We start from the raw sequence: 20,238 nt of genomic DNA on the forward strand, positions 1-20,238 counted from the left end.
TCCATATTAACTTGCGTTTTGTACGAATACTCGTTTTAGCTGTTTGCGGAAACGAACGCCTAGCGTGATTGCTATAATAACAACTACTCCAAAGATGATTTTGCCGATATGTTCTTCCAGTGCTCCGAAAATATCATGTAAGTTACCACCTAGCCAGTAGCCACCGATTAAGAAGAATGATACCCAGAATAAAGCACCGGAATAAATTGTGATTGCAAAGCGCCGGAATGGTAGGTTAATAATTCCTGCGAAGTATCCTGTAAAGTGGCGTACGCCTGGAATGAAGAAGCCGATAAAGATAAGAAAATATCCATACTTATCAAACCACATTCTCGTTAAATCAATTTTTCTTTGTGTTAAAAATACGTATTTCCCATATTTTTGAACGAAAGGCATACCTAATTTATTTCCTAAAAAGTATTGAATTGTCATTCCTACACTTGTCCCAATAAAGGATAGGATAATTAAAATCGGTAAACTTAAATCACCCTTCTGTGCTAAAAATCCCGCATATGCTAATGTTGGCTCTCCCGGAAAAGGAAGCGCAATATATTCTAACAGCAAGCCTACAAGTACTACATAATACCCGTATTGCTGAAATAATTCATGAACCCATTCCATGTCATCTCTCCTTCCAATCACGTGCAATTTCTTACTATTATTGTATAAAAAAATTGTCGAAATAACTATCACAATAGCTTACATTTTTATTACATTTTTGTAAGGCTAACACTAAAATTTCCTGTTCTCTATTTGCTTATATTCATTATCATTTTAAAACAAGCTAACAACTATCTATCGTACGGAGAAAATCCATTAATATACAATTTTTATCCAGTTTTTAACACTCGAAAATCACCTTATTTTGTTCTCTATAAAAAACCATCACAAACTCATACAAACTTCATATTAGCTTCATATACGTATTGTAAGATTATATCGGAATTTGTTGAAAAATTTAACCAATATATGACTAAACATTAAATTGAATAAATATAAGTCGCTTTTCGAAATTGAAAAAAGGGTGAATAAGAAATGGAAGCTTATAAAGTGCATGATTTTATTAATACAAATGTTGAATCTCATCAAAATGAAACCGTTTTTAATTTACACATATGTGAAACAAATGAGTTTGACGTAAGTTTAACAAAATCTACAACGCTGTCTTTTATCGTTTCAAAAAAGAATATTAAGATCGTCACGAGAAAATGGATCAATTCCAAGCAAGAAAGCATGATTGGCAAAAGTTACATCATTCCAACGAAAGCTTTTCACTATTTCTTACCGATTATTTCTGAAACTGAAGATGAACTAAATATTCAAGTTCAAAGTTTTGGACTACACGGTGAGCTTTTATTAAATGAAAGATTACTTATTGATAAAAACAACAAACACAATACAAAGATTACTGCCTTCTTTGAGGCATTAGATGAAAATATCAATCAAGCATTACGAGGGTTACAAATCCATTGTATGTAAGACTATTACAATAAGAAAAAGGAGAATATAATGAAAAAACTATTATTAAGTGCGCTATTATCATTAGGATTTTTAACTCTTCCATTCACTACTGCAGAGGCAGCTACAACGAAAGATCAGCTTATCGTAAACACGCAGATAAATAAAATGGATTATTATCAAGATGGAAAATTCATAAAAAGTTTCACTGTCGCTACTGGAAAAGCAGCAACACCTACACCTAAAGGTACTTTTCAAATCGTAAATAAAATTAAAAACCGTCCTTATTATACAGGGAAAATTAAAGGTGGCGATCCGCGTAATCCCCTTGGTGACCGTTGGCTCGGATTAAATATGGCAGGAACTTACGGAACAACTTATGCGATTCATGGAACTAACAATAATCAAGCAATTGGAAAAGCAACAACACTTGGTTGTATTCGTATGTATAACAATGATGTACGCTGGTTATTTGAGCGTATTCATGAACAAGCTACTGTCACTGTAAACTAACCTAAGAACAAGATTTACGTGTAGCCAAGAATTTTATGTCTTGGCTTATTTTATTTATTCATTTACAGTAGCAAAACAACTGTATTTACATATATAATGAAAATATATTGTGTTAAACATCATCGAAACATTGATAAACATAGATATTAAAATTATACAGTTATAATATTTTATAAATTTTACAATACATACTATAATAGAATTGCTGTAATTCTGAACTATTCAGTGACACTAAACAATTCCCCTTGCTACTTTCATGATTATTTTATAGCGGGGGCTTATTATATGTATAAACAATCTGAGTCATCCGAAAAATGATGAATTCGAATATTGCAGTAAAAAGCGTTATTTAGGAGGTGTTACTATGACGCATATACTGGTGATTGAAGACAACCCAGATATACAAGAACTTATTCGTGAATTTCTAATGGCACAAAACTTTACTGTTGATGTAGTTGGTGCTGGAACAGAAGGCATTCTTCTTTTCCAAAAAAACTCATACGATCTTGTCCTCCTCGATGTAATGTTACCAGATATAGATGGCTATAGTATTTGTAAAATTATGCGAGGACAATCTGATGTACCAATCATTATGTTAACAGGCTTACATAATGAAGAAAGTGAAATTAAAGGATTTGAATTAGGTATTGATGACTATATTACGAAACCGTTCCATTACGCGGTATTTATTAAACGAGTAGAAGCTGTATTAAGAAGGACAACAACGAAGGAAGCTGAAACCGCAACTATACTACAATTCCATGAATTGATGTTAAATTCTACAGCATACGCAGCTTATGTTCATGGTAATCAAATTGAATTAACAACAAAAGAATTTGAAATTATATATACTTTGCTACAAAATCGTGGAAAAGTATTATCAAGAAGTGATTTGTTGAATAAGGTATGGGGCTATGAACATTATGGTGATGTAAGAGTAATAGATACACATATTAAAAACTTAAGAAAAAAATTAGGAATTAATTATATTAAAACGGTGAAAGGCATTGGCTACAAAATCGAAGCGTAGCAAAGACAACATCACCAAAAATATTTTCATCAAAACCTTATTGTTTTGTATCCTTTTATCACTTTGCCTTTATCAAATTATTTATTTTTTAGCCTTAAACTACGATAAAGGGCATTATACGAAAAATCCTGAAACACAAAATGTAGAACATGCGGAGTCAGATAAGAAAAACGATCAAAGTAAAAAGGAACAAAATAAAGCTGTATCAGAGAGTAGCATCTCGAATTTTCAGCCTTCTAGTATAGATATTAAAACACTCTCTACAGCCATCAATCATATTTTGCAGCCTAGCCAAACTGCAAAAGCAAACGCGAAAGAAAATACGCAAAATATTTCGGGGGAAAGTAACAAAACGGATTCACCTACTGGGCTTGAAAAAAACGCCGCTAGCAATAATGTCTTACATACGCAAAATGCAACGAATAAAACAAGTGAATCGCAAGATAATCCAAGTTTAGCAGATGCTCTGCACCAATTAGCTCCGCATATTGGTGCAACAATGCTTGCATTATCTTTACTCGGTTCTTTAGTTTACGCAAAATTAATTGCCAAACCTTTCCAATATATGAGTGATACTTTAAAGGACATTATGAAGCTGGACTTTTCAGATAAACAATCACTTAACAAAAATGCGGATCAAACAGATTTTAATTTGCAAGTAGCCGCTTCACAGGTCCCACATATTGTGAAAAATTTACATGAAACAAATAAAGATTTACGAAATGAACTCAAGAAAGAACAACAATTAGAACAATCTCGGAAAGAATTTATGTCTATGGTGTCCCATGAATTAAAAACACCAATCGCAGCCGTTATGGGACAACTAGATGGCATGATTCACGGAATCGGTGCTTACAAAGATAGAGACAAATACTTAAAGCGATCCTACGAGATGATGCAAGATATTAACGTATTAACGGAAAAAATGTCAGAATTATCCAAAATACAAAACCCTCAATTTAAACCGAATTTAGAAGTTATTTCACTATCTAATATCATTGAGGACGTGATGAAAAAAGTAGATTACTTTATATCTGTAAAGCAATTAAAAGTTCAATCTAATATTAAACAAGATGTACAAATTTTAGCTGATCCTCAGTTTATTCAAACTGCTATTTTTAACATTATTTCAAATGCAATTCATTATACAATCGATCATCAGCATGTATATATAAAGCTGTATGAAAAACCAAACGGTTACGCATTAGAAGTGTTAAATACAGGTTCACAAATCGATGAAGACAAACTCGCTCATTTATTTGAGCCTTTCTATCGTGCTAACCCTGGAAACAATGGTTTAGTACAAGGTAGCGGTCTTGGCTTATATATTGTAAAACAAATACTAGATAAACATCAGTTTCCTTATGGAATACAAAACACACCTCAAGGTGTAAAATGCTCGATTGTTTTTCCAAAAGCAATGTAAACTACTATAATTTCATACCCCAAACTCATACTTCGTATGAGTGGCGGAATTTTGTAGAGTGTCTTACTCTGTTTCGTTCGCCCGTTGTCCTTATTTGGATAGCGGGCGTTTTTTATTTCTTATCTCGCTATTTGCGGGCAGTAAGACTCCCACCTCAAAATTCAGCTGGAGCAAAGAAGTTAGGTGGGAGTCGGGCTGCTCGTAAACGCCCGATTGGTGTGGGCTAATAATCAGTGGGGGATGAACAAAACCCCCACTGATTAAAGTTTCACTTTATAAGGAGGATCATTATGGAGAAGTTTAAGTATTCATTACTCGTTTTATTCGGCGCTTGTAGCTACGGCGTACTTTCTACTATTTTTAAGCTCGGTTTTATGGATGGCTTTTCAGCCCATCAGCTATTAGGTGGACAATATGTCTTCGGTTGGATTGGACTACTTTTTCTCGTTCTTTTCTTTTCGCGTCATAAAGTGACAAAAAAACAATTCTTTTCGTTACTAACGGTCGGCACAACAATGAGTATGACTGGTATTTTCTATGCTATTTCTGTAGAAGAACTGCCAGCATCTATCGCTGTCGTTTTACTCTTCCAGTTCACATGGATTGGTGTAGTTATCGAAGCAATTGCAAATCGCACGTTGCCAAGCCGTGAGAAAGTTATATCTATTCTTATTTTATTTACTGGTACTCTATTTGCAGGTGGAGTATTTGAAGGTCTTGGACAAAATTTTTCTACGAAAGGTATTATCTTCGGGCTATTAGCTGCCGTCTCTTTTTCATTTTATGTTTTCGCAAGCGGGCGAGTCGCTACAGATGTTCCGCCTTATACGAAAAGCTTCCTTATGACAACAAGTGCTACAATCATTGTATGCTTATTCTTCCCACCGACCTTTTTAACAGACGGTGCCTTGCAAGCTGGCCTTTGGAAATACGCATTCTTTCTTGGATTTTTCGGAGTTATTGTACCTGTCATTTGCTTCTCAATTGGCGTACCAAAAGTAGGAACAGGACTTGGCACCATATTAGGTGCAGCTGAATTACCAACAGCAATTATCGCTTCCATTACACTCGTTCATGAAGTAGTATCACCTATGCAGTGGCTTGGTATTATTTTTATATTGCTTGGTATTTTCACACCGCAACTGCTTGATTATAGGAAAGAAAGAAAACATAATACAATGCATAGCGCATGAGAGAACATGACACTTGTATGAAACTACAAATAAAGTTAATATATGGTATATAATTAGAGCTAAGTAAATCTTTTTGAGAGAAGTCATACAGCATAACAAAAGACCTTTCATTTACTTGAAAGGTCTTTTCCTTATATTTCACTTTACCGCTCCATATAACTTCTCTACCTCATGCTCAATTTGTTTTACATCGATTCGCTCAAATAATGGCTGTACATTATCAATTCGGTTTGGCAACGTATTTTGTGGTTCCCAACTTTGTTTAACAATCGACAATGTGTTTCTAACTCTTTCACTGGAAAACGGTAAAAATGGTTCAAGGAGATTTGCAAAATTAGCGATAAGGTAAACACAATTATAAATTGTTTCCTCACATGAAACTGGGTCGTCTTCTCTTTGTTTCCAAGGCTGCTTTTCATCAAAGTATTTATTTGCAAAGCGTACTGCATCAAATATTGTTTCTAGCGCCACCTTAAATTTAGTTTGTTCAATCGCATCTCCTACACTTTTATATAATCCTTCAACCTTATCTTTCAGCTCTGTATTAATACTCCCCTTTGGTACAATGCCATCATAATACTTTTCAATGAACTTTAACGTCCGATTCACAAAGTTCCCGTATGCACCTAATAATTCACTATTATGACTGTAAATGAATTCACGCCATGAAAAATCAGTATCACGATTTTCTGGTGCATTTACTGTTAAAAAGTAACGAATAGAATCTGGATTATAGCGTTCCAATATATCAGGTACCCATACTGCCCAGTTTTTACTTGTAGATAACTTCCTTTTTTCTACTGTTAAATACTCATTCGAAACGATATGACGAGGGATCGCTTCTTCTCCTGTTCCAAGTAATACCGCCGGCCAAATGATTGAATGAAACGGAATATTATCCTTTCCGTGCACATAATATGTTTTCACATCTCTATCCCAAAACTCTTGATCATCTTTCCCTGTTTCTTCAGCCCAATGTTTACTCGCTGAATAATATCCTGTCACCGCTTCAATCCATACGTAAATTTTCTTATCCTCATATCCTTCCACTGGAATTGGTACCCCGATTGGTAAATCACGTGATACTGCCCTGTCTTGTAATCCTTCCTTTAAATATCTCTCTGTTAATTGAATTGCATTGTCGCGCCATGTTCCTTTCTGCTTTGCAATTTCTACAGCCGCTTTAATTTGCTGCTGGAACTTATGCAATGCAAAATAGAAATGCTCGGTTTCCTGTACTGATGGCGTACTACCGCATAACTTACATTTCTTTTCTAACAAATCGAGTGGATCTAAAATAGCGGAACAAGCATCGCATTGATCCCCCCTCGCCCCTTCATGACAATGCGGACAAATACCTTCCACATAACGATCAGGTAGAAATTGCGTACACGTTTCACAATAAGCTTGTTCGACTATTTTTTTATAAATATGACCTTCTTCTAATAGTCGCAAAAAAACTTTTTGAACAGTTTCATGATGGTGTTCACTATCTGTACGTGTATAGCAATCATACGTAAAACCAAGATTATGAAAACATCGTTCGAATTCTTCATGATATTGATCAGCTATTTTCTTTACTGTAACCCCTTCTTGTTTTGCTCTAATTGCAATCGGTGTTCCATTACAATCACTTCCTGAAACATACAACACACTCTCACCTTTAGCCCGGTAATAACGAGCTAAAATATCTCCTGGCAATAAAGCTGCAATATGCCCAAGATGTAACGAACCATTTGCATACGGCCAAGCGCCTCCAATAAAAATACTCATCTTACATTCCTCCTTAAAAATATAAAAAGCCCCGCCCCTATCTTAAAAAAGATAAGGGCGGGGCTGTATAAACAGTCGCGGTACCACCTTATTTCGTCAGTCATTCACATAACTAACCTTAACAAGTACGGAGCTATATGCTCTTATACTGTGGTTTTGATAACGAGTACCAACTCTCGTCGCCGCCTACTATTATCATTTGATAAGTTCAGGACGAAGCTCAAAGGCCATTGTTCAAATGAATATTCTTGCTTCTTCTCAGCTACCGAAGCTCTCTGGAAAGAATGGTTTCATTCTACTTTTCCTTTTCAACGCTTTTATGTATAACACGTATTTTACGACTAAAGAACAGAAAAATCAAACTTTTATTCAAAAAGAACAGGAAATCTCATTCTCCCACCGAATAAGTATACGTTCACAAAAGGAGTGATAAGCTTGAATCAAAAGCAACTAAGTACTATTAATGAAAAAAGCTGGAATGCAGCTGCCTATGAAGCTTGGACAAATCGCCACGGTGCACCGGCAGAATATGCAAAAAAGCTCATGCAAGATCCTGTTCATGAAGTAGCTTATTATTTACCTTACATACACTCTCCAAAAGGGAAACGTATTATTAATTTACTCGGATCAAAAGGAAATAAAGCAGTTGCTCTTGCCCTTTTAGGGGCGGATGTAACAGTTGTAGATATTTCAGCAAGCAATGAAAAATATGCAACGGAATTAGCAAAAGCTGCTGGAGTCTCTATTCAGTATATCGTTTCCGACGTACTAGATTTAAATCTATCCCAATCATTTGATATCGTATTACTGGAACTTGGTGTACTTCATTACTTTTTAGACTTAAAGCCACTCTTTCATATAATCTCTAACTTACTAAAACAAGATGGGACATTTATACTGCGTGACTATCATCCTGTTTATACAAAATTATTAGGAGTAGATCATCCAGCATTTCGAGCAAATGGAAATTATTTTGGTGAGGAACTTATTGAAGATGACGTAGCTTATAGTACTCTCCTTACGGAATCACAGAAAAAGGCTTTACCGAGAACAAAGATTAGGCGCTGGACACTTGGAGAAATTATTACGGCAATGGCAAAAACAAATTTCAAAGTTGAAAAGCTAATTGAAGAACATGGACCTCATCAAAGATGGGTCTTCCCTCCTACTGCACCCGAAGGAATTGAAGAACGTATACCAGGTCTATATACATTAATTGCGACAACATGCAAAAAAGGATCCCTTCACGGATAGGATCCTTTTTTTTGCATGCTTACGCATATAAGTTGAGGTTGGAGATTACCATAATTCTGTAGAATAGGACACAAGATATTTCAACATTCGTCTCTGACTTACGTCGTCAAAAAGGGGTATGACCAACATAACGAAGAGTAATGTTTCAGTTGATAGTGATAATCGTTATCAACTAATTAGAAGTATACATGATGTTATTTCGAATTACAATAGTATTTCTTATTTTTATTTAAGAATTTTTGATATATAAATGTATACATTTTAAGAACATTTACTCATACTCATCTGCCTCTTTCCATTACCTGCTATAATTTTCATTGAACAGATTAATAACTTCATACAGCTGGTGACCAAGTAAGTGTAATGAAAGACATTGCTACAAAGTCATCAGAAATGAAAACTGCTGTTCAAGAACTTGAAGGTCTCGTTTCTCATTTCAAAACAAATGCATAAAGTGAAACTTTAATCAGTGGGGGTTTTGTTCATCCCCCACTGATTATTAGTTGAACCAATCGGGCTTTTACGGGCAGTTGATCTCCCACCTAACTCCTTTGCTTTACAGCCGAATTTTGAGGTGGGAGTCTTACTGCCCGTTAATGCGGGACAAATAAAAAAGATGGGAGCTCTACTATGAACAACAATCCACCTTCTCCCCCAAAAACAACTCAGAAGAAAATAGCCGTGACATTACACTACAAACATTACGGATCATCGGAATCATCGTCCTCATTAGTGGTTATATTCTCGTCGCTCTCTCTGAAGTAGGTGTACTGAAGAATTTGTTAACTAATCCTAACGCCAATCCTGACTTAGCTGAAGTTGATCCGTTTTAGGGGCTATATAAAAAGCGAGTCCCCGTATAGCTAGTTCACTTTTCATATAGTTTTATCCAATCTGCGAAACTTCTCTCTCATCCTGATACTTCTCTTTCCCAATTGCCTTCATAAATAATAAAATACTGCTCATACCAACGATAAAATATAGAGCACTCATTCCCCAAGATGCAATAAATGAACCTAACATAACACCTAATGCACCGTTCATTTTCGCTACTTGAAAGACCATTCCGTTAATCGCCATATACGAACCTCTCGCCTCATTTGGCACCATATCTGCCATAATGGATTGACGAACCGGAACATACATCATCTCTCCTACTGTTTGGAATAGCCCTGCAATTAATAAAATCCATAAGCTATTGCTCGTTCCGAGTATTGTAAATCCAATTGTGTAAATGAATAAACCTACATACAAGATTTTCAAATCGTTGAAACGCTTTAACATCTTAATAATAAGCGCCGAACATAAAACAACTAAAATTGTATTCTCTGCAGATATCCAGCTCAGCATTCGAATACCTGTTAAATCAAAAGTAAAACCATTTCCGAATAAAAAGTGAACCGTTTCAAATTCCTTCTGCAAACGCACCCCTAAATAATTATTAATTTGAAACTCTAAAGATAACGTACATATACTCGCTGCACAAAAGATTAAAAACGCTCGGTCTTTCATAACAACTTTATAACTTTCCGCCATATCTCTTAATACATTTTTCTTCTCTATTGTTTTTCGCGCTACATACACTTCTTCCATATATACAGCCATAACATATAAAGTGATTACAGCAACAGCCGTTAATACAATAAACAATTGTAAGCGATAGTTTTCAAATAGTAATCCACCAAATATCGCTCCAATTGCAATGGATAAGTTAATAGCCCAGTAGTTAATGCTGTACATAACCTTTCGATTTTCAGGTGTACTCACATCTATTAACATCGCCTCGGTCGCTGGATTCATAAGTCCAGATCCTAAGCTATTTACTAACATAAATAAAAACGTTAACCACGGTGAGTCTACGTAATCCGAATTCGCAACTCCCATACAAGCAATGGAAACGGCCTGTATACTTTGACCTATAATCATTACTTTTTTACGTCCAAGCCGATCTCCAATATACCCGCCATATAAACCAATTATTAATGAAGCTAACACATTAATTAGTAGTAAAGCGCCAGCAATCGCACTGCCTAATTTTATTGAAAAATAAATCGCCATAAATGGAAAAATCATCGTTGATACAGTTCGTGTTAAAAATGATGTTATAATTCTAATTTTTATATTTCGATGCATACTCCAAAACCCCATCGTTTCTCCCTCCTTATGCTTATTCATTTTACTTTGAAAAAGAGGAAGAAAAAGGTTAGAATATTCTAAAGAGTTTCCCCTTTTATACAGAAGGACGTGTATACATATGAAAATTATGGACTATTATATTAGACTAAGGCTGCATGTACAAGATCAACAGCATATGCGAAATAGCTTACAAGAATTAGCGAATATTTTATATTGCAGTACGAAAAACGTGAAGATTTTATTAAAGAAAATGAGCGAAGAACAATTAATTTGCTGGACTCCAGGGCGAGGCCGCGGGAATAAGACGGAAATTATATTTTCACATACTTTAATAGAAGCAATTGAAGTATATACAGATGAACTTTTAGAGCAAGAAAAGTTAAAAGATATCTTTCTTCTTTTAAAAGAACCCCTTCCTCTTGCACTTCAGAAAAAAATAGAAAGTAAACTACATCATCATTTTGGCTATGAACCTTCAAATGATATGTACGACATATTAAAGATCCCTATATCAAGAAAGATATTACCGTTAGATCCGGCTTTTGCGGCTGTAACTACGGAGAGCCATCTTACTAGTCAAATTTTTGATACATTAGTCGTTTATAACGATGTTACAGAAAAAATGGAACCACATCTTGCTCATACGTGGGAATTAAGTCAGGATCAACTTACGTGGACCTTTCATTTACGAAAAGATATACATTTTCATAACGAAACTCTTTTAACTTCTAAAGATGTTCAATTTTCATTTGAAAGATTAAAGCAAGTCCAATCTCCTTTCGAATGGTTAACAGAAGAAATTGTTCAAATTGAAACACCATCACCACTGCAAATACGATTCCATTTAGCAAAACCGAATTTATTTTTCTTACATTATGTGAGTTCAATGCAGCTCGCAATCTTGCCACATGATGCAGTCATTCAAAATCATCACTACATAGGTACTGGACCTTTTAAACTTGCTCATTACTCTGAAGATAATATCGTACTCGAAGCTTTTACCCATTATTTTAAAGAGCGTGCGTTACTAGACCGTATTGAGTTTTGGCGTATTCCAGATCATGTAAAAATACATTCTGATTATGAACTGCCAAATGAAAATGAAAACGAAAGACACGATATCCAAATAGAAGAAATAGGTTGCATTTATGCTGGCTTCAATTTTAAAAAAACTGGTCCCCATCACGATATTTACTTTCGTAAAGCTTGGAGAGAAATATATGATGTTGAAACGATACTTTGTAACATAGAAGGAAGACGAACAATTGCTGCATCAAGCTTCTTTCCTGAAAGAAGCCGTCATCAAACCCCGAGAAGATCCTACTCTTTAGAAAAAGCGAAAGAGTATTTGAAAAACAGCACATATAATGGAGAAATAATACATATTTACTTCTTCGCATTTAAAGATAGTGCAAACGACGCAGACTTCCTAAAAGAACGTTGCGAACAATTAGGAGTGCAAGTAGAACTTCACCCATTTCTCGTTTCAGATTATATGGATCGTTCTATTGATAAACATGCCGATATCATTTTAATGGGAGAAGTATTTGCCACTGAGCATGAAATGGCATTTTTAAACGTATTTAAAAATAAAAATTGCTTTATAAATCGATTCATGGACCCGCACTATGAAAAACAAATTAATTGTTTACTAGATACATTTTTATTAGAAGAAAATAAAGAAAAGCGCTATGAGCTCATATATGAAATTGAAGAGTTTTTGCAAGCTGAACACATTATCTTATTTAACTATCACGTTTTAAAAAGAAAAACATATCCCTCTTCTTTAAAAAACGTAACAATTGATTCATTCGGTTGGGCCAATTTTGCGAAGTTATGGATTCACCCATCCCCGCACTAAAATGTAAGGGTTTCGAATATATATTCTTTATAAAAGGAGAGAAACTATGAGAGGAAACATAGAAAGAAGGCTTTCCTATCTATACACAGGTGAGTTATTTTCAGTCATTACTTTTATTTTTACAAGTTACTTACTTAATTATGCTTATCCTACATTATATTTATATTCCCTGTATTCTTTTTGGGTCTCATTCCTTCTTTTAGAGTTTCTCTTACTACAAGGAACTGTTTACTGGTACGTAAAGTGGAAAAGACTAAAAAAAGAAAAAACATCTGTTACACCTATTGGGGTTATTCAATATTTAAAAATGCTAAAAAAAATAAATATAGGATTGATTATCACAGGACTTATTATGTTTATTATCGATTTTTTAATTTGGTATCCCCACTTACCTTTAGGCGGACTATCATTCGCCCTATTTGTTTATATTTTTGCATTATTTGAGTATATTAACTATTATCATATTCAGCTTTCATATGATAACACCTCTGATATTAAATATTTAATAAAATCAAAAAAACTAAAACAGTCCTGTATGAGTAAAGATTTTCAACGTATTTCATAAAGTTTTACTGGCAGCCCGACTCCACAAATAGCGGGATAAAAGGTTAAATTCTACTTACGAAGACTTTAGGTTAATAAGAACTAAGCAACTTTTATGAATGCAAGAGAAGGTAGTACACTCTTAGTAGTACCTTCTCTTACATTTTTAAAGATGAACCTTCTTACGCACAAAGATGCAAACTATTATTAAATTACTTCATCCAAATGATTCTTCAAGTTTAATAAAAACTGCTCTATATTAGGATTTTTCACCACATCATAACACGCAAAGCTCTTTAACGAACTCATACCAATAAACTTCTGCACACGATGTAAATGACCAATCGCTGATTCTAAACTTTCCCCTTCAAAGAACTTCGTCTTATCCCCAAATGCTTTTTCAGGTGCATTCCAAGTTGTAGAGAACATATACTGCTTCTCTTTTAATAAACCACCTGTTCCGTATTCATCAGTACCTTTAAAGAACAAACCATATTCATATACTTCATCCATATACGTTTTAAATAATCCCGGTACACTAAACCAGTAAATTGGTGTTTGATAAATAACAACATCCGCCCACAAAAACTTCTCTTGTTCTTCCTTAATACTATATCCATCCTGAATCGTTGTCGTTTTCACGTGATGATTTTCGCTTAATAAAGTTATCATATAATCAACTAACGTTTTATTTAATCGCCCTTCCTTTGAACCGTATTTCTCATGCCCATTTATAATGAATATATTTTTCATCACATTTCTCTCCCCTATATTTTTATTCTTCAGCTATTAAGCCAAGTTGCTGTTTTAACGTAAGATTATCTTCTAAATGCCAATCTTCCGTTATCTTTCCGTCTTTCACATGCAAAATATCAATCGCAAAAAAACTAATTTTTTTATCATTATGAGTTCCTGTAAAAGAAAGACGGGCTGTTACTTTATCACCAACCACTAATAAATCTTCAATTTCACAATGTATATTTGGAACTACTTTACGGAAATTTTGCGCTGCAAACTTTAATCCTTCCGTACCTTGTGGGCGATTTTTCGGTAGTGTGTTATCAAAGAATGTATCAGTAACAGTCTGCGGAATAAGTTCCTCCTTACCTGTATCCCAAAATGCGTAAAAACGCTGGGCTGCATGAACCATTTCTGTCGCTTCTCTTTTGCTTAGTGAAGGATCGATTGTCATTGTTTTTGGCTTCGGCATTTCCTTCAATAACTGGATTTCAGTTTTTTGTTCCCCACTACATGCTGCAAGCACAATACAAATGACAAAAAAACTAAGGAACGTAAACAACTTTTTTATACCCACGGAAATCACCTCCTCCTCATACAAACCCTTTGTATTTCGTATTGCTATTGTATATGCACTAACTTCCCTTTTGGAAGTAGTGATATTTTTTTCATATAGTTACCAAAAGGATAGTTTTGTGATACTATAAAGCAAATTCATATATTTTTTTTATGGAGGCTAGTTCCATGAGCAATATAGATCCGGTTATATTAACGAAAGGTTCACCAGGTATTCCATGCCCTATCGCCAAAACACTTGACGTAATTAGTACAAAATGGACTTTTTTAATTATTCGTGACCTTCTTATTGAAGGAACATTACGCTTTAGTGATTTACAAAAATCAATGGATGGCATTAGTCCGAAAACATTGTCACTTCGACTAAAAGAGTTAGAAACGCAAGGGATTATAACGAGAAAAGTGTATCCAGAAGTTCCGCCTCGTGTAGAGTACACATTAACGGATAAAGGAAAGCAATTAGAAAGTATCTTTATAGAATTAAAACGGTTTGGATTAAATTTATAAAATAAAAACCCCTTACAACGGTAAGGGGTTTTTCGTTACTTATTAAATTACCTCGCCAAACTTTCAGCTAACTGCTTCTCTCTCCACATAAATGTAATACCGAGACCAACTATTAAAACAACTCCTGAGAAAAGATATGGATAATGAATATTTACATCAAATAATATTCCGCCCATCGCTGGTCCAACAATATTTCCTAAGCTCGTATAAGTTGAGTTCATTCCGGCAACAAACCCTTGCTCTTTTCCAGCCGCTTTTGATAAAAATGTCGTTAAAGCTGGACGAAGTAAATCAAATGCTAGGAAAATGAAGCAAGTAACGAGAAGTACAATCCAATAATTAAAGACTATAGTTGAAACAAATGCTAAAACTGCACCTACAATTAAACATAACTGAATTAACACTTTCTCACCGAACATGTCTACCAATTTTCCAAACATAAATACTTGCACAACTACCCCAAAAATTGAGCTAATCGTAATAATTGCAGCAATATCTTTCGGTGTAAAACCAAATTTATGATCTGAGAACAGACTAAACACAGTTTCATATGCCGATAAACCAAAAGCGAGTACAAATACAATAATAAATGCAATTGCATACATTGGATTTAAAGATTTCTTTAAATCCCCGATAAAACTTGATTCTTTCGTATTAGCAGAAATCTCTGCAAGCTCCTCTTTCGTTAACGGCTCTTTCAAAATAAATATAGAAATAACACATGCTATAAAGGCAATAACTGCTGCCACAAAGAACGGTACACGTATACCATATTCTGCAATAAATCCACCAATTCCAGGTCCTATTATAAAACCGGTACTAATAGCCGCTGACAGATATCCCATCGCTTTTGGACGTTCCTGAATAGATGTAATATCAGCAACATATGCTGTAACGCCAGGCATAATAAACGCAGCACTAATCCCGCCCAGTACCCTTGCCACATAAAGCATCCATACATCTTTTCCTAATCCAAAAATAAGTTCTGAAACACCAAAAATAAATAATCCAATGATAATCATTTTCTTCCTACCGTAAAGGTCTACCCATCGACCCGTAATTGGTGAAGTAAGAAGCTGGGCCATTGCAAATACTGCAACGAGATATCCCATCGTTTTCCCTGTTAAATTCATATCATTCATAAAGGACGGCATAACTGGAATGATTAATCCAATGCCTAAAAAAGCGATAAATATATTACTTAAAAGAATGATTAATACCATCTTTTGTTCTTTTATTGGTTTTTTCACTTATTAATACCTCTTCCCGTAAAACTCATTTCTGTACAGTTCCTCTCAAAAATAATGCCCAAGAAGTTTTTACTTTATCCCGATTGGTGAGGGATAATAATCAGTGGGGATGGACACCCCCCCACTGATTAAAGTTTCACTTTACCCTTCAGCATATGCATAAAAACAAACTGAATGATTATCATTCAGTTTATACTTGGGATGAATCCATCCTTTTATCTCTGATGGATTCACTCAGTCATTTATTTTTTTATATGTAGTGCATGTGTTAAAAAATCTAGCACTTCCGCTTTTTGTAGTTCGACTTGCTCATCTTCTTTATGATCATATAAATAAACTTGTTCAGCTGCTGATTCAACTAGAGCGATAAATAACTTTGCTGTTCTTTCTGCATGAATCGAATCACGAATTTCACCTGATTCTTTTGCCTCGCTTAAAAATTCACTTAGCCATTTATAAAGAGGTTCATATACAGCTTCCCATTCTTTTATATGCTCAGTAGATGCAAGACCTGCATACATTAAAGCTTGTATCTCACGATATTCCGCTATGAAATCAAACACTGCATCTATTACTTGCGTAACTTTACTTGAAAAAGGTTCATCGTTCTGTACTCTTTCTTTTACTGCAAGTATCATCTTTTCAACCATCACTTCTGCTATTGCAGGCATAACAGATAACTTAGAAGGAAAATATAAATAGAAAGTTCCTTGTGCAATACCAGCCAATTTCACGATATCAGAAATCTTTGTTTTTTCAACGCCATTTTCCTGAAACACTTCAATAGCTGCAAAGACAATTTTCTCTTTTTTATTCATCATCTAAACCCTTTCACACGCGTATTGAATGACTGTCACTCATTTTATAAGAAAGTGTATTATACTGTCAATCATAGTGTATTATATCATCTTATTATATAGAAAAAATCTCCTAATAGACGATTCATTGTTCTATTAGGAGACAAAAATATAATATATAATTTGTGCTATAGTATACTTCTTAAGAAAGAGCCTTTAATCCCGTCACTCCGCATACAATAAGAGCCACACTAATAATACGCGCTTTACTTTTCGATTCTCCAAACAGGAACATGTTTAATAAAACTGCTCCTGCAGTCCCAATACCGATCCAAACCGCATAAGCTACACTTACTTGTAAAAATAAGAAAGATGTATATAGGAATGCGAAAGAAGTTCCAAATCCACCTATATAAATAGCTCCGTTTGCTAACGTCTTATCTTTACTATACATTTTAAGACCTATTACACCAACTATTTCACTAATCGCAGCACAAAATACGAAAAACCAACCCATTTTTAAGCAGCTCCTTCCACAGATTCTTCCACAGTTTCTTCCTTATTATCAGCCAGCTTTAAACCGATAACGCCGGCTACAACCATCACAATGAAGAATAATTTTCCTAAACTAAAACTTCCACCGAAAAGAAAAACATCCATTAAGAAAGTTCCTACAGTACCAGCCCCAGCAAATACCGCATATACTGTCCCTGTCGCAAGATGTTCACACGCTTTAGAAAGGAAGTGAAAATCAACAGCGATAATCCCTACAATGATGATCCAATGCCACCAAGTGTGGGCCGTATTAAAACCAAACACCCAAAAGACTTCAAAAATACATGTTAATATGACATATAACCAAGCTTTATTTTTCATACCTCTCACCTTCTATTATTCAATGACTGACCGTCAGTCATTTTTAATTAAAAAAATATAATCTCACGCTAACTACTATTTAAAAAATCAATATCATCCTCATTTATCCTTATATTTGTTCCGTTATTAAGCTAACTACATATAAAAGTTGCTTATCTACACCCTTTCACATAAAAAATGACTGAATGTCATTCATAAACATTCTACATGACCAATTGATAAAGTGTCAACACCCGGATTCTATTAACCAAAAAATATTTTAAATTTCCTAAATCCATATGTATATTTCTCAATAATCTGTCAATAATGGTAGTAACAAAATATTTTCTCCATTCCCCCTTGGAGATCCCTTTGAATCGGGCAGTTGCTTTTAGCTAGCTGCTCTTTTTTAATTTTTCATTACATTATGATGAAATGCTCATAAATCAATTCCAAAACAAAAAAACTGAATTCCCTTTTCCACATAAAAAAGGAAACACAGTGTTTTGTACGCTATTTATTTTCCAAAGAGGCTTTGTAAGCAATAATTTTATTTTCAAGCATCTTCTCTGTAATTACTAAGTTTTCCCTTTGCATTTGAATAGATTTCCTATGATTTTCTAAAAGTTGTAACCGAGCTTCAGTTGTATGCTCCCCTTCTACATATAATCTAGCATATTCTCTTATTTTCGCTATCGGCATTTGCGTTTGTTTTAACTTCATTACAAATTGCAACCACTTTATATGTGACTCTTCATACAGTCGATTCCCATTGGCATCACGGTTTGCAATTAATATATTCTCCTTTTCATAATATCGTAATGTATGTGTGCTCACTCCTAATAATTTCGCTACCTCGCTAATTGTGTACATAATTATTCTCCTCCACACGATATGTATCCTCATATATTTTACTACCTTATCTAAATTTCAAAAAACATTTGACTTAGAGTGTACTCTAACTAATACAATCTAAACATAAATAAGTCAATTTGAATTCAGGGGGAGTTTATATGAAATATACTGTTATTACTGGTGCTAGTTCAGGAATCGGCTATGAATCAGCTTTAGCCTTTGCATCTCGCGGAAAAAACTTAATACTTGTAGCACGAAGACAAGCAGAATTAGAAGAATTAAAATTAAAAATTAACGAAATGAATCCGGAATTGGATGTTGTCATTCGAAGAACTGATTTATCCGTCACTGAAAATGTTTATAAACTTTATGAAAGTCTCCAAAGTTTTCAAATTGAAACGTGGATTAATAACGCAGGTTTTGGTAATTTCGCCTCAATTGCTGAACAAAATTTAAACAAAATCGAAACGATGTTGCATGTAAATATAGAAGCACTAACAATACTTTCTTCCCTTTTCGTTCGAGATTATTCAATGATCGAAGGAACACAGCTTATTAACGTTTCATCAGGCGGTGGATACACGATTGTTGCTAACGCTGTTACGTACTGCGCTACGAAATTCTATGTAAGTGCATTTACAGAAGGACTGTCTCACGAACTTAAAGAACAAGGTGCAAAACTACAAGCAAAAGTTTTAGCTCCTGGTGCAACTGAAACAGAATTCGCGAAACGTTCATTTGATATTGATGAGTTCCAATACGATAATATTGTGCCGAAATTCCATACTGCAAAACAAATGGCACAATTTATGCTCGACCTTTATGATAACGACAAAGTTGTAGGGCTTGTCGATGGTTCTACGTATAACTATGAACTTAGAGATCCACTTTATAATTTTGCCATGAGACAAACGAATTCAAATTCCTAATAACATCTCATTTCTTATTAAAATACAGATGCCCACTATTATCTAAATAATAGTGGGCACTTTTTTTCTCTAAAAATTTCACCCAACATACCGAATCATCGCCACCTCATCACAGCAATCAAACTTTGGACAATGTCTACAATCAACCCACACTTTCTCTGGCAATGATTCTTTATTCACAAAATCAAACCCACACTTTTGAAAAAATTCTGTTTCATATGTTAAAGAAATTACTCTATTCACTTTTATTTTTGCTGCCTCATTCATTACATGATTCACTAACATACGCCCAATCCCTTTCCCTGCATATATATGCGAAACTACTAACGATCGTACTTCTGCAAGATCCTCTCCTAATACGTGTAAACCAGCGACTCCAATAATGCTCTCTTCTTCTTTCACAACATACAAACATTGTAAATATTGATAAAGAGACAAGAGAGAACGTGGTAAAACAACTCCCTCTTTCGCATACACTTCAATTAAGTTATAAACCTCTTTCACATCACTTGTAACAGCATTACAAATTTCCATATTATATCCC

At 34.5% G+C, this 20,238-nt stretch carries 21 protein-coding genes, 1 pseudogene and 1 other annotated feature; of the genes and pseudogenes, 11 read left to right on the forward strand and 11 right to left on the reverse strand.

Features of this window, described 5'->3' with window-relative positions:
- Window positions 1–6: 6 nt before the first annotated feature.
- Window positions 7–621 (reverse strand): DedA family protein, encoded by a 615-nt coding sequence (locus BAU28_RS03485; RefSeq protein WP_048375423.1) that lies wholly within the window; start codon window positions 619–621, stop codon window positions 7–9.
- A gap of 414 nt (window positions 622–1,035) precedes the next feature.
- Between BAU28_RS03485 and BAU28_RS03490 the strand changes: the two genes are divergently transcribed.
- The 5 genes from BAU28_RS03490 to BAU28_RS03515 all read left to right on the forward strand — a co-directional run bounded on the left by BAU28_RS03490 (window position 1,036) and on the right by BAU28_RS03515 (window position 5,620).
- The gene (locus tag BAU28_RS03490; protein WP_071717754.1) at window positions 1,036–1,479 is read left to right on the forward strand and encodes a DUF3978 family protein; all 444 of its coding nucleotides are present in this window, start codon (window positions 1,036–1,038) and stop codon (window positions 1,477–1,479) included.
- A gap of 30 nt (window positions 1,480–1,509) precedes the next feature.
- Window positions 1,510–1,971 (forward strand): L,D-transpeptidase, encoded by a 462-nt coding sequence (locus BAU28_RS03495; protein WP_071717755.1) that lies wholly within the window; start codon window positions 1,510–1,512, stop codon window positions 1,969–1,971.
- A 364-nt stretch (window positions 1,972–2,335) separates the two neighbouring features.
- On the forward strand, window positions 2,336–3,001 hold the full coding sequence (locus BAU28_RS03500; RefSeq protein WP_002174104.1) for a response regulator transcription factor: 666 nt from the start codon (window positions 2,336–2,338) through the stop codon (window positions 2,999–3,001).
- A complete protein-coding gene (locus tag BAU28_RS03505) occupies window positions 2,979–4,427 on the forward strand; it encodes a sensor histidine kinase (RefSeq protein ID WP_071717756.1) in 1,449 nt (482 codons plus the stop codon). Before BAU28_RS03500 ends, BAU28_RS03505 begins: the two co-directional genes overlap by 23 nt.
- A 290-nt stretch (window positions 4,428–4,717) precedes the next feature.
- Window positions 4,718–5,620 carry an EamA family transporter gene (locus BAU28_RS03515; protein WP_071717758.1) on the forward strand — a complete coding sequence of 301 codons (903 nt, stop codon included), beginning with the start codon at window positions 4,718–4,720 and terminating at the stop codon, window positions 5,618–5,620.
- Between the two features lie 138 nt (window positions 5,621–5,758).
- Here BAU28_RS03515 and metG read toward each other — a convergent pair whose 3' ends face one another.
- A complete protein-coding gene (gene metG, locus BAU28_RS03520) occupies window positions 5,759–7,393 on the reverse strand; it encodes a methionine--tRNA ligase (protein WP_071717759.1) in 1,635 nt (544 codons plus the stop codon).
- Window positions 7,394–7,443: 50 nt separating this feature from the next.
- Window positions 7,444–7,714 (reverse strand) — a binding site (T-box leader).
- 114 nt (window positions 7,715–7,828) lie between these two features.
- On the opposite strand from metG, the gene BAU28_RS03525 reads away from it, so the two are divergent.
- A complete protein-coding gene (locus BAU28_RS03525; protein ID WP_071717760.1) occupies window positions 7,829–8,647 on the forward strand; it encodes a class I SAM-dependent methyltransferase in 819 nt (272 codons plus the stop codon).
- Window positions 8,648–9,277: 630 nt separating this feature from the next.
- Window positions 9,278–9,480, forward strand: a pseudogene (locus BAU28_RS03530) (hypothetical protein).
- Between the two features lie 52 nt (window positions 9,481–9,532).
- Here BAU28_RS03530 and BAU28_RS03535 read toward each other — a convergent pair.
- Window positions 9,533–10,795 carry an MDR family MFS transporter gene (locus tag BAU28_RS03535; RefSeq protein WP_083594505.1) on the reverse strand — a complete coding sequence of 421 codons (1,263 nt, stop codon included), beginning with the start codon at window positions 10,793–10,795 and terminating at the stop codon, window positions 9,533–9,535.
- A 106-nt stretch (window positions 10,796–10,901) separates the two neighbouring features.
- Here BAU28_RS03535 and BAU28_RS03540 point away from each other — a divergent pair, with 106 nt between their 5' ends.
- Both BAU28_RS03540 and BAU28_RS03545 read left to right on the forward strand, forming a co-directional pair.
- Window positions 10,902–12,644, forward strand: coding sequence for an SgrR family transcriptional regulator (locus BAU28_RS03540; protein WP_071717762.1), 1,743 nt, complete (start codon window positions 10,902–10,904; stop codon window positions 12,642–12,644).
- Between the two features lie 46 nt (window positions 12,645–12,690).
- A complete protein-coding gene (locus tag BAU28_RS03545) occupies window positions 12,691–13,209 on the forward strand; it encodes a general stress protein (RefSeq protein WP_071717763.1) in 519 nt (172 codons plus the stop codon).
- A gap of 185 nt (window positions 13,210–13,394) precedes the next feature.
- On the opposite strand, the gene BAU28_RS03550 is transcribed toward BAU28_RS03545, so the two are convergent.
- Together BAU28_RS03550 and BAU28_RS03555 are read right to left on the reverse strand one after the other, a co-directional pair.
- A complete protein-coding gene (locus BAU28_RS03550) occupies window positions 13,395–13,940 on the reverse strand; it encodes an NAD(P)H-dependent oxidoreductase (protein WP_071717835.1) in 546 nt (181 codons plus the stop codon).
- A 22-nt stretch (window positions 13,941–13,962) separates the two neighbouring features.
- Window positions 13,963–14,502 carry an ester cyclase gene (locus BAU28_RS03555; RefSeq protein ID WP_071717764.1) on the reverse strand — a complete coding sequence of 180 codons (540 nt, stop codon included), beginning with the start codon at window positions 14,500–14,502 and terminating at the stop codon, window positions 13,963–13,965.
- Between the two features lie 167 nt (window positions 14,503–14,669).
- Here BAU28_RS03555 and BAU28_RS03560 point away from each other — a divergent pair, with 167 nt between their 5' ends.
- The gene (locus BAU28_RS03560; RefSeq protein ID WP_002170535.1) at window positions 14,670–15,008 is read left to right on the forward strand and encodes a winged helix-turn-helix transcriptional regulator; all 339 of its coding nucleotides are present in this window, start codon (window positions 14,670–14,672) and stop codon (window positions 15,006–15,008) included.
- 47 nt (window positions 15,009–15,055) lie between these two features.
- On the opposite strand, the gene BAU28_RS03565 is transcribed toward BAU28_RS03560, so the two are convergent.
- The 5 genes from BAU28_RS03565 to BAU28_RS03585 form a co-directional block, all read right to left on the reverse strand.
- Window positions 15,056–16,258, reverse strand: coding sequence for an MFS transporter (locus tag BAU28_RS03565; protein ID WP_071717765.1), 1,203 nt, complete (start codon window positions 16,256–16,258; stop codon window positions 15,056–15,058).
- Window positions 16,259–16,500: 242 nt separating this feature from the next.
- Window positions 16,501–17,079, reverse strand: a complete 579-nt coding sequence (locus tag BAU28_RS03570) for a TetR/AcrR family transcriptional regulator (protein WP_071717766.1) — start codon at window positions 17,077–17,079, stop codon at window positions 16,501–16,503.
- Window positions 17,080–17,257: 178 nt separating this feature from the next.
- Window positions 17,258–17,572: a DMT family transporter gene (locus tag BAU28_RS03575; protein ID WP_071717767.1), complete on the reverse strand. Its 315-nt coding sequence runs from the start codon at window positions 17,570–17,572 to the stop codon at window positions 17,258–17,260.
- Between the two features lie 2 nt (window positions 17,573–17,574).
- Window positions 17,575–17,931, reverse strand: coding sequence for a DMT family transporter (locus BAU28_RS03580; RefSeq protein WP_071717768.1), 357 nt, complete (start codon window positions 17,929–17,931; stop codon window positions 17,575–17,577).
- Between the two features lie 492 nt (window positions 17,932–18,423).
- Window positions 18,424–18,783 carry a MerR family transcriptional regulator gene (locus BAU28_RS03585; protein ID WP_071717769.1) on the reverse strand — a complete coding sequence of 120 codons (360 nt, stop codon included), beginning with the start codon at window positions 18,781–18,783 and terminating at the stop codon, window positions 18,424–18,426.
- A 140-nt stretch (window positions 18,784–18,923) separates the two neighbouring features.
- On the opposite strand from BAU28_RS03585, the gene BAU28_RS03590 reads away from it, so the two are divergent.
- Window positions 18,924–19,694 carry an SDR family NAD(P)-dependent oxidoreductase gene (locus BAU28_RS03590; RefSeq protein ID WP_071717770.1) on the forward strand — a complete coding sequence of 257 codons (771 nt, stop codon included), beginning with the start codon at window positions 18,924–18,926 and terminating at the stop codon, window positions 19,692–19,694.
- A gap of 78 nt (window positions 19,695–19,772) precedes the next feature.
- On the opposite strand, the gene BAU28_RS03595 is transcribed toward BAU28_RS03590, so the two are convergent.
- Window positions 19,773–20,228: an N-acetyltransferase gene (locus BAU28_RS03595; RefSeq protein ID WP_071717771.1), complete on the reverse strand. Its 456-nt coding sequence runs from the start codon at window positions 20,226–20,228 to the stop codon at window positions 19,773–19,775.
- Between the last annotated feature and the right edge of the window lie 10 nt (window positions 20,229–20,238).

Origin of the sequence: Bacillus paramycoides (genome assembly GCF_001884235.1) — a bacterium.
GTDB lineage: Bacteria > Bacillota > Bacilli > Bacillales > Bacillaceae_G > Bacillus_A > Bacillus_A paramycoides.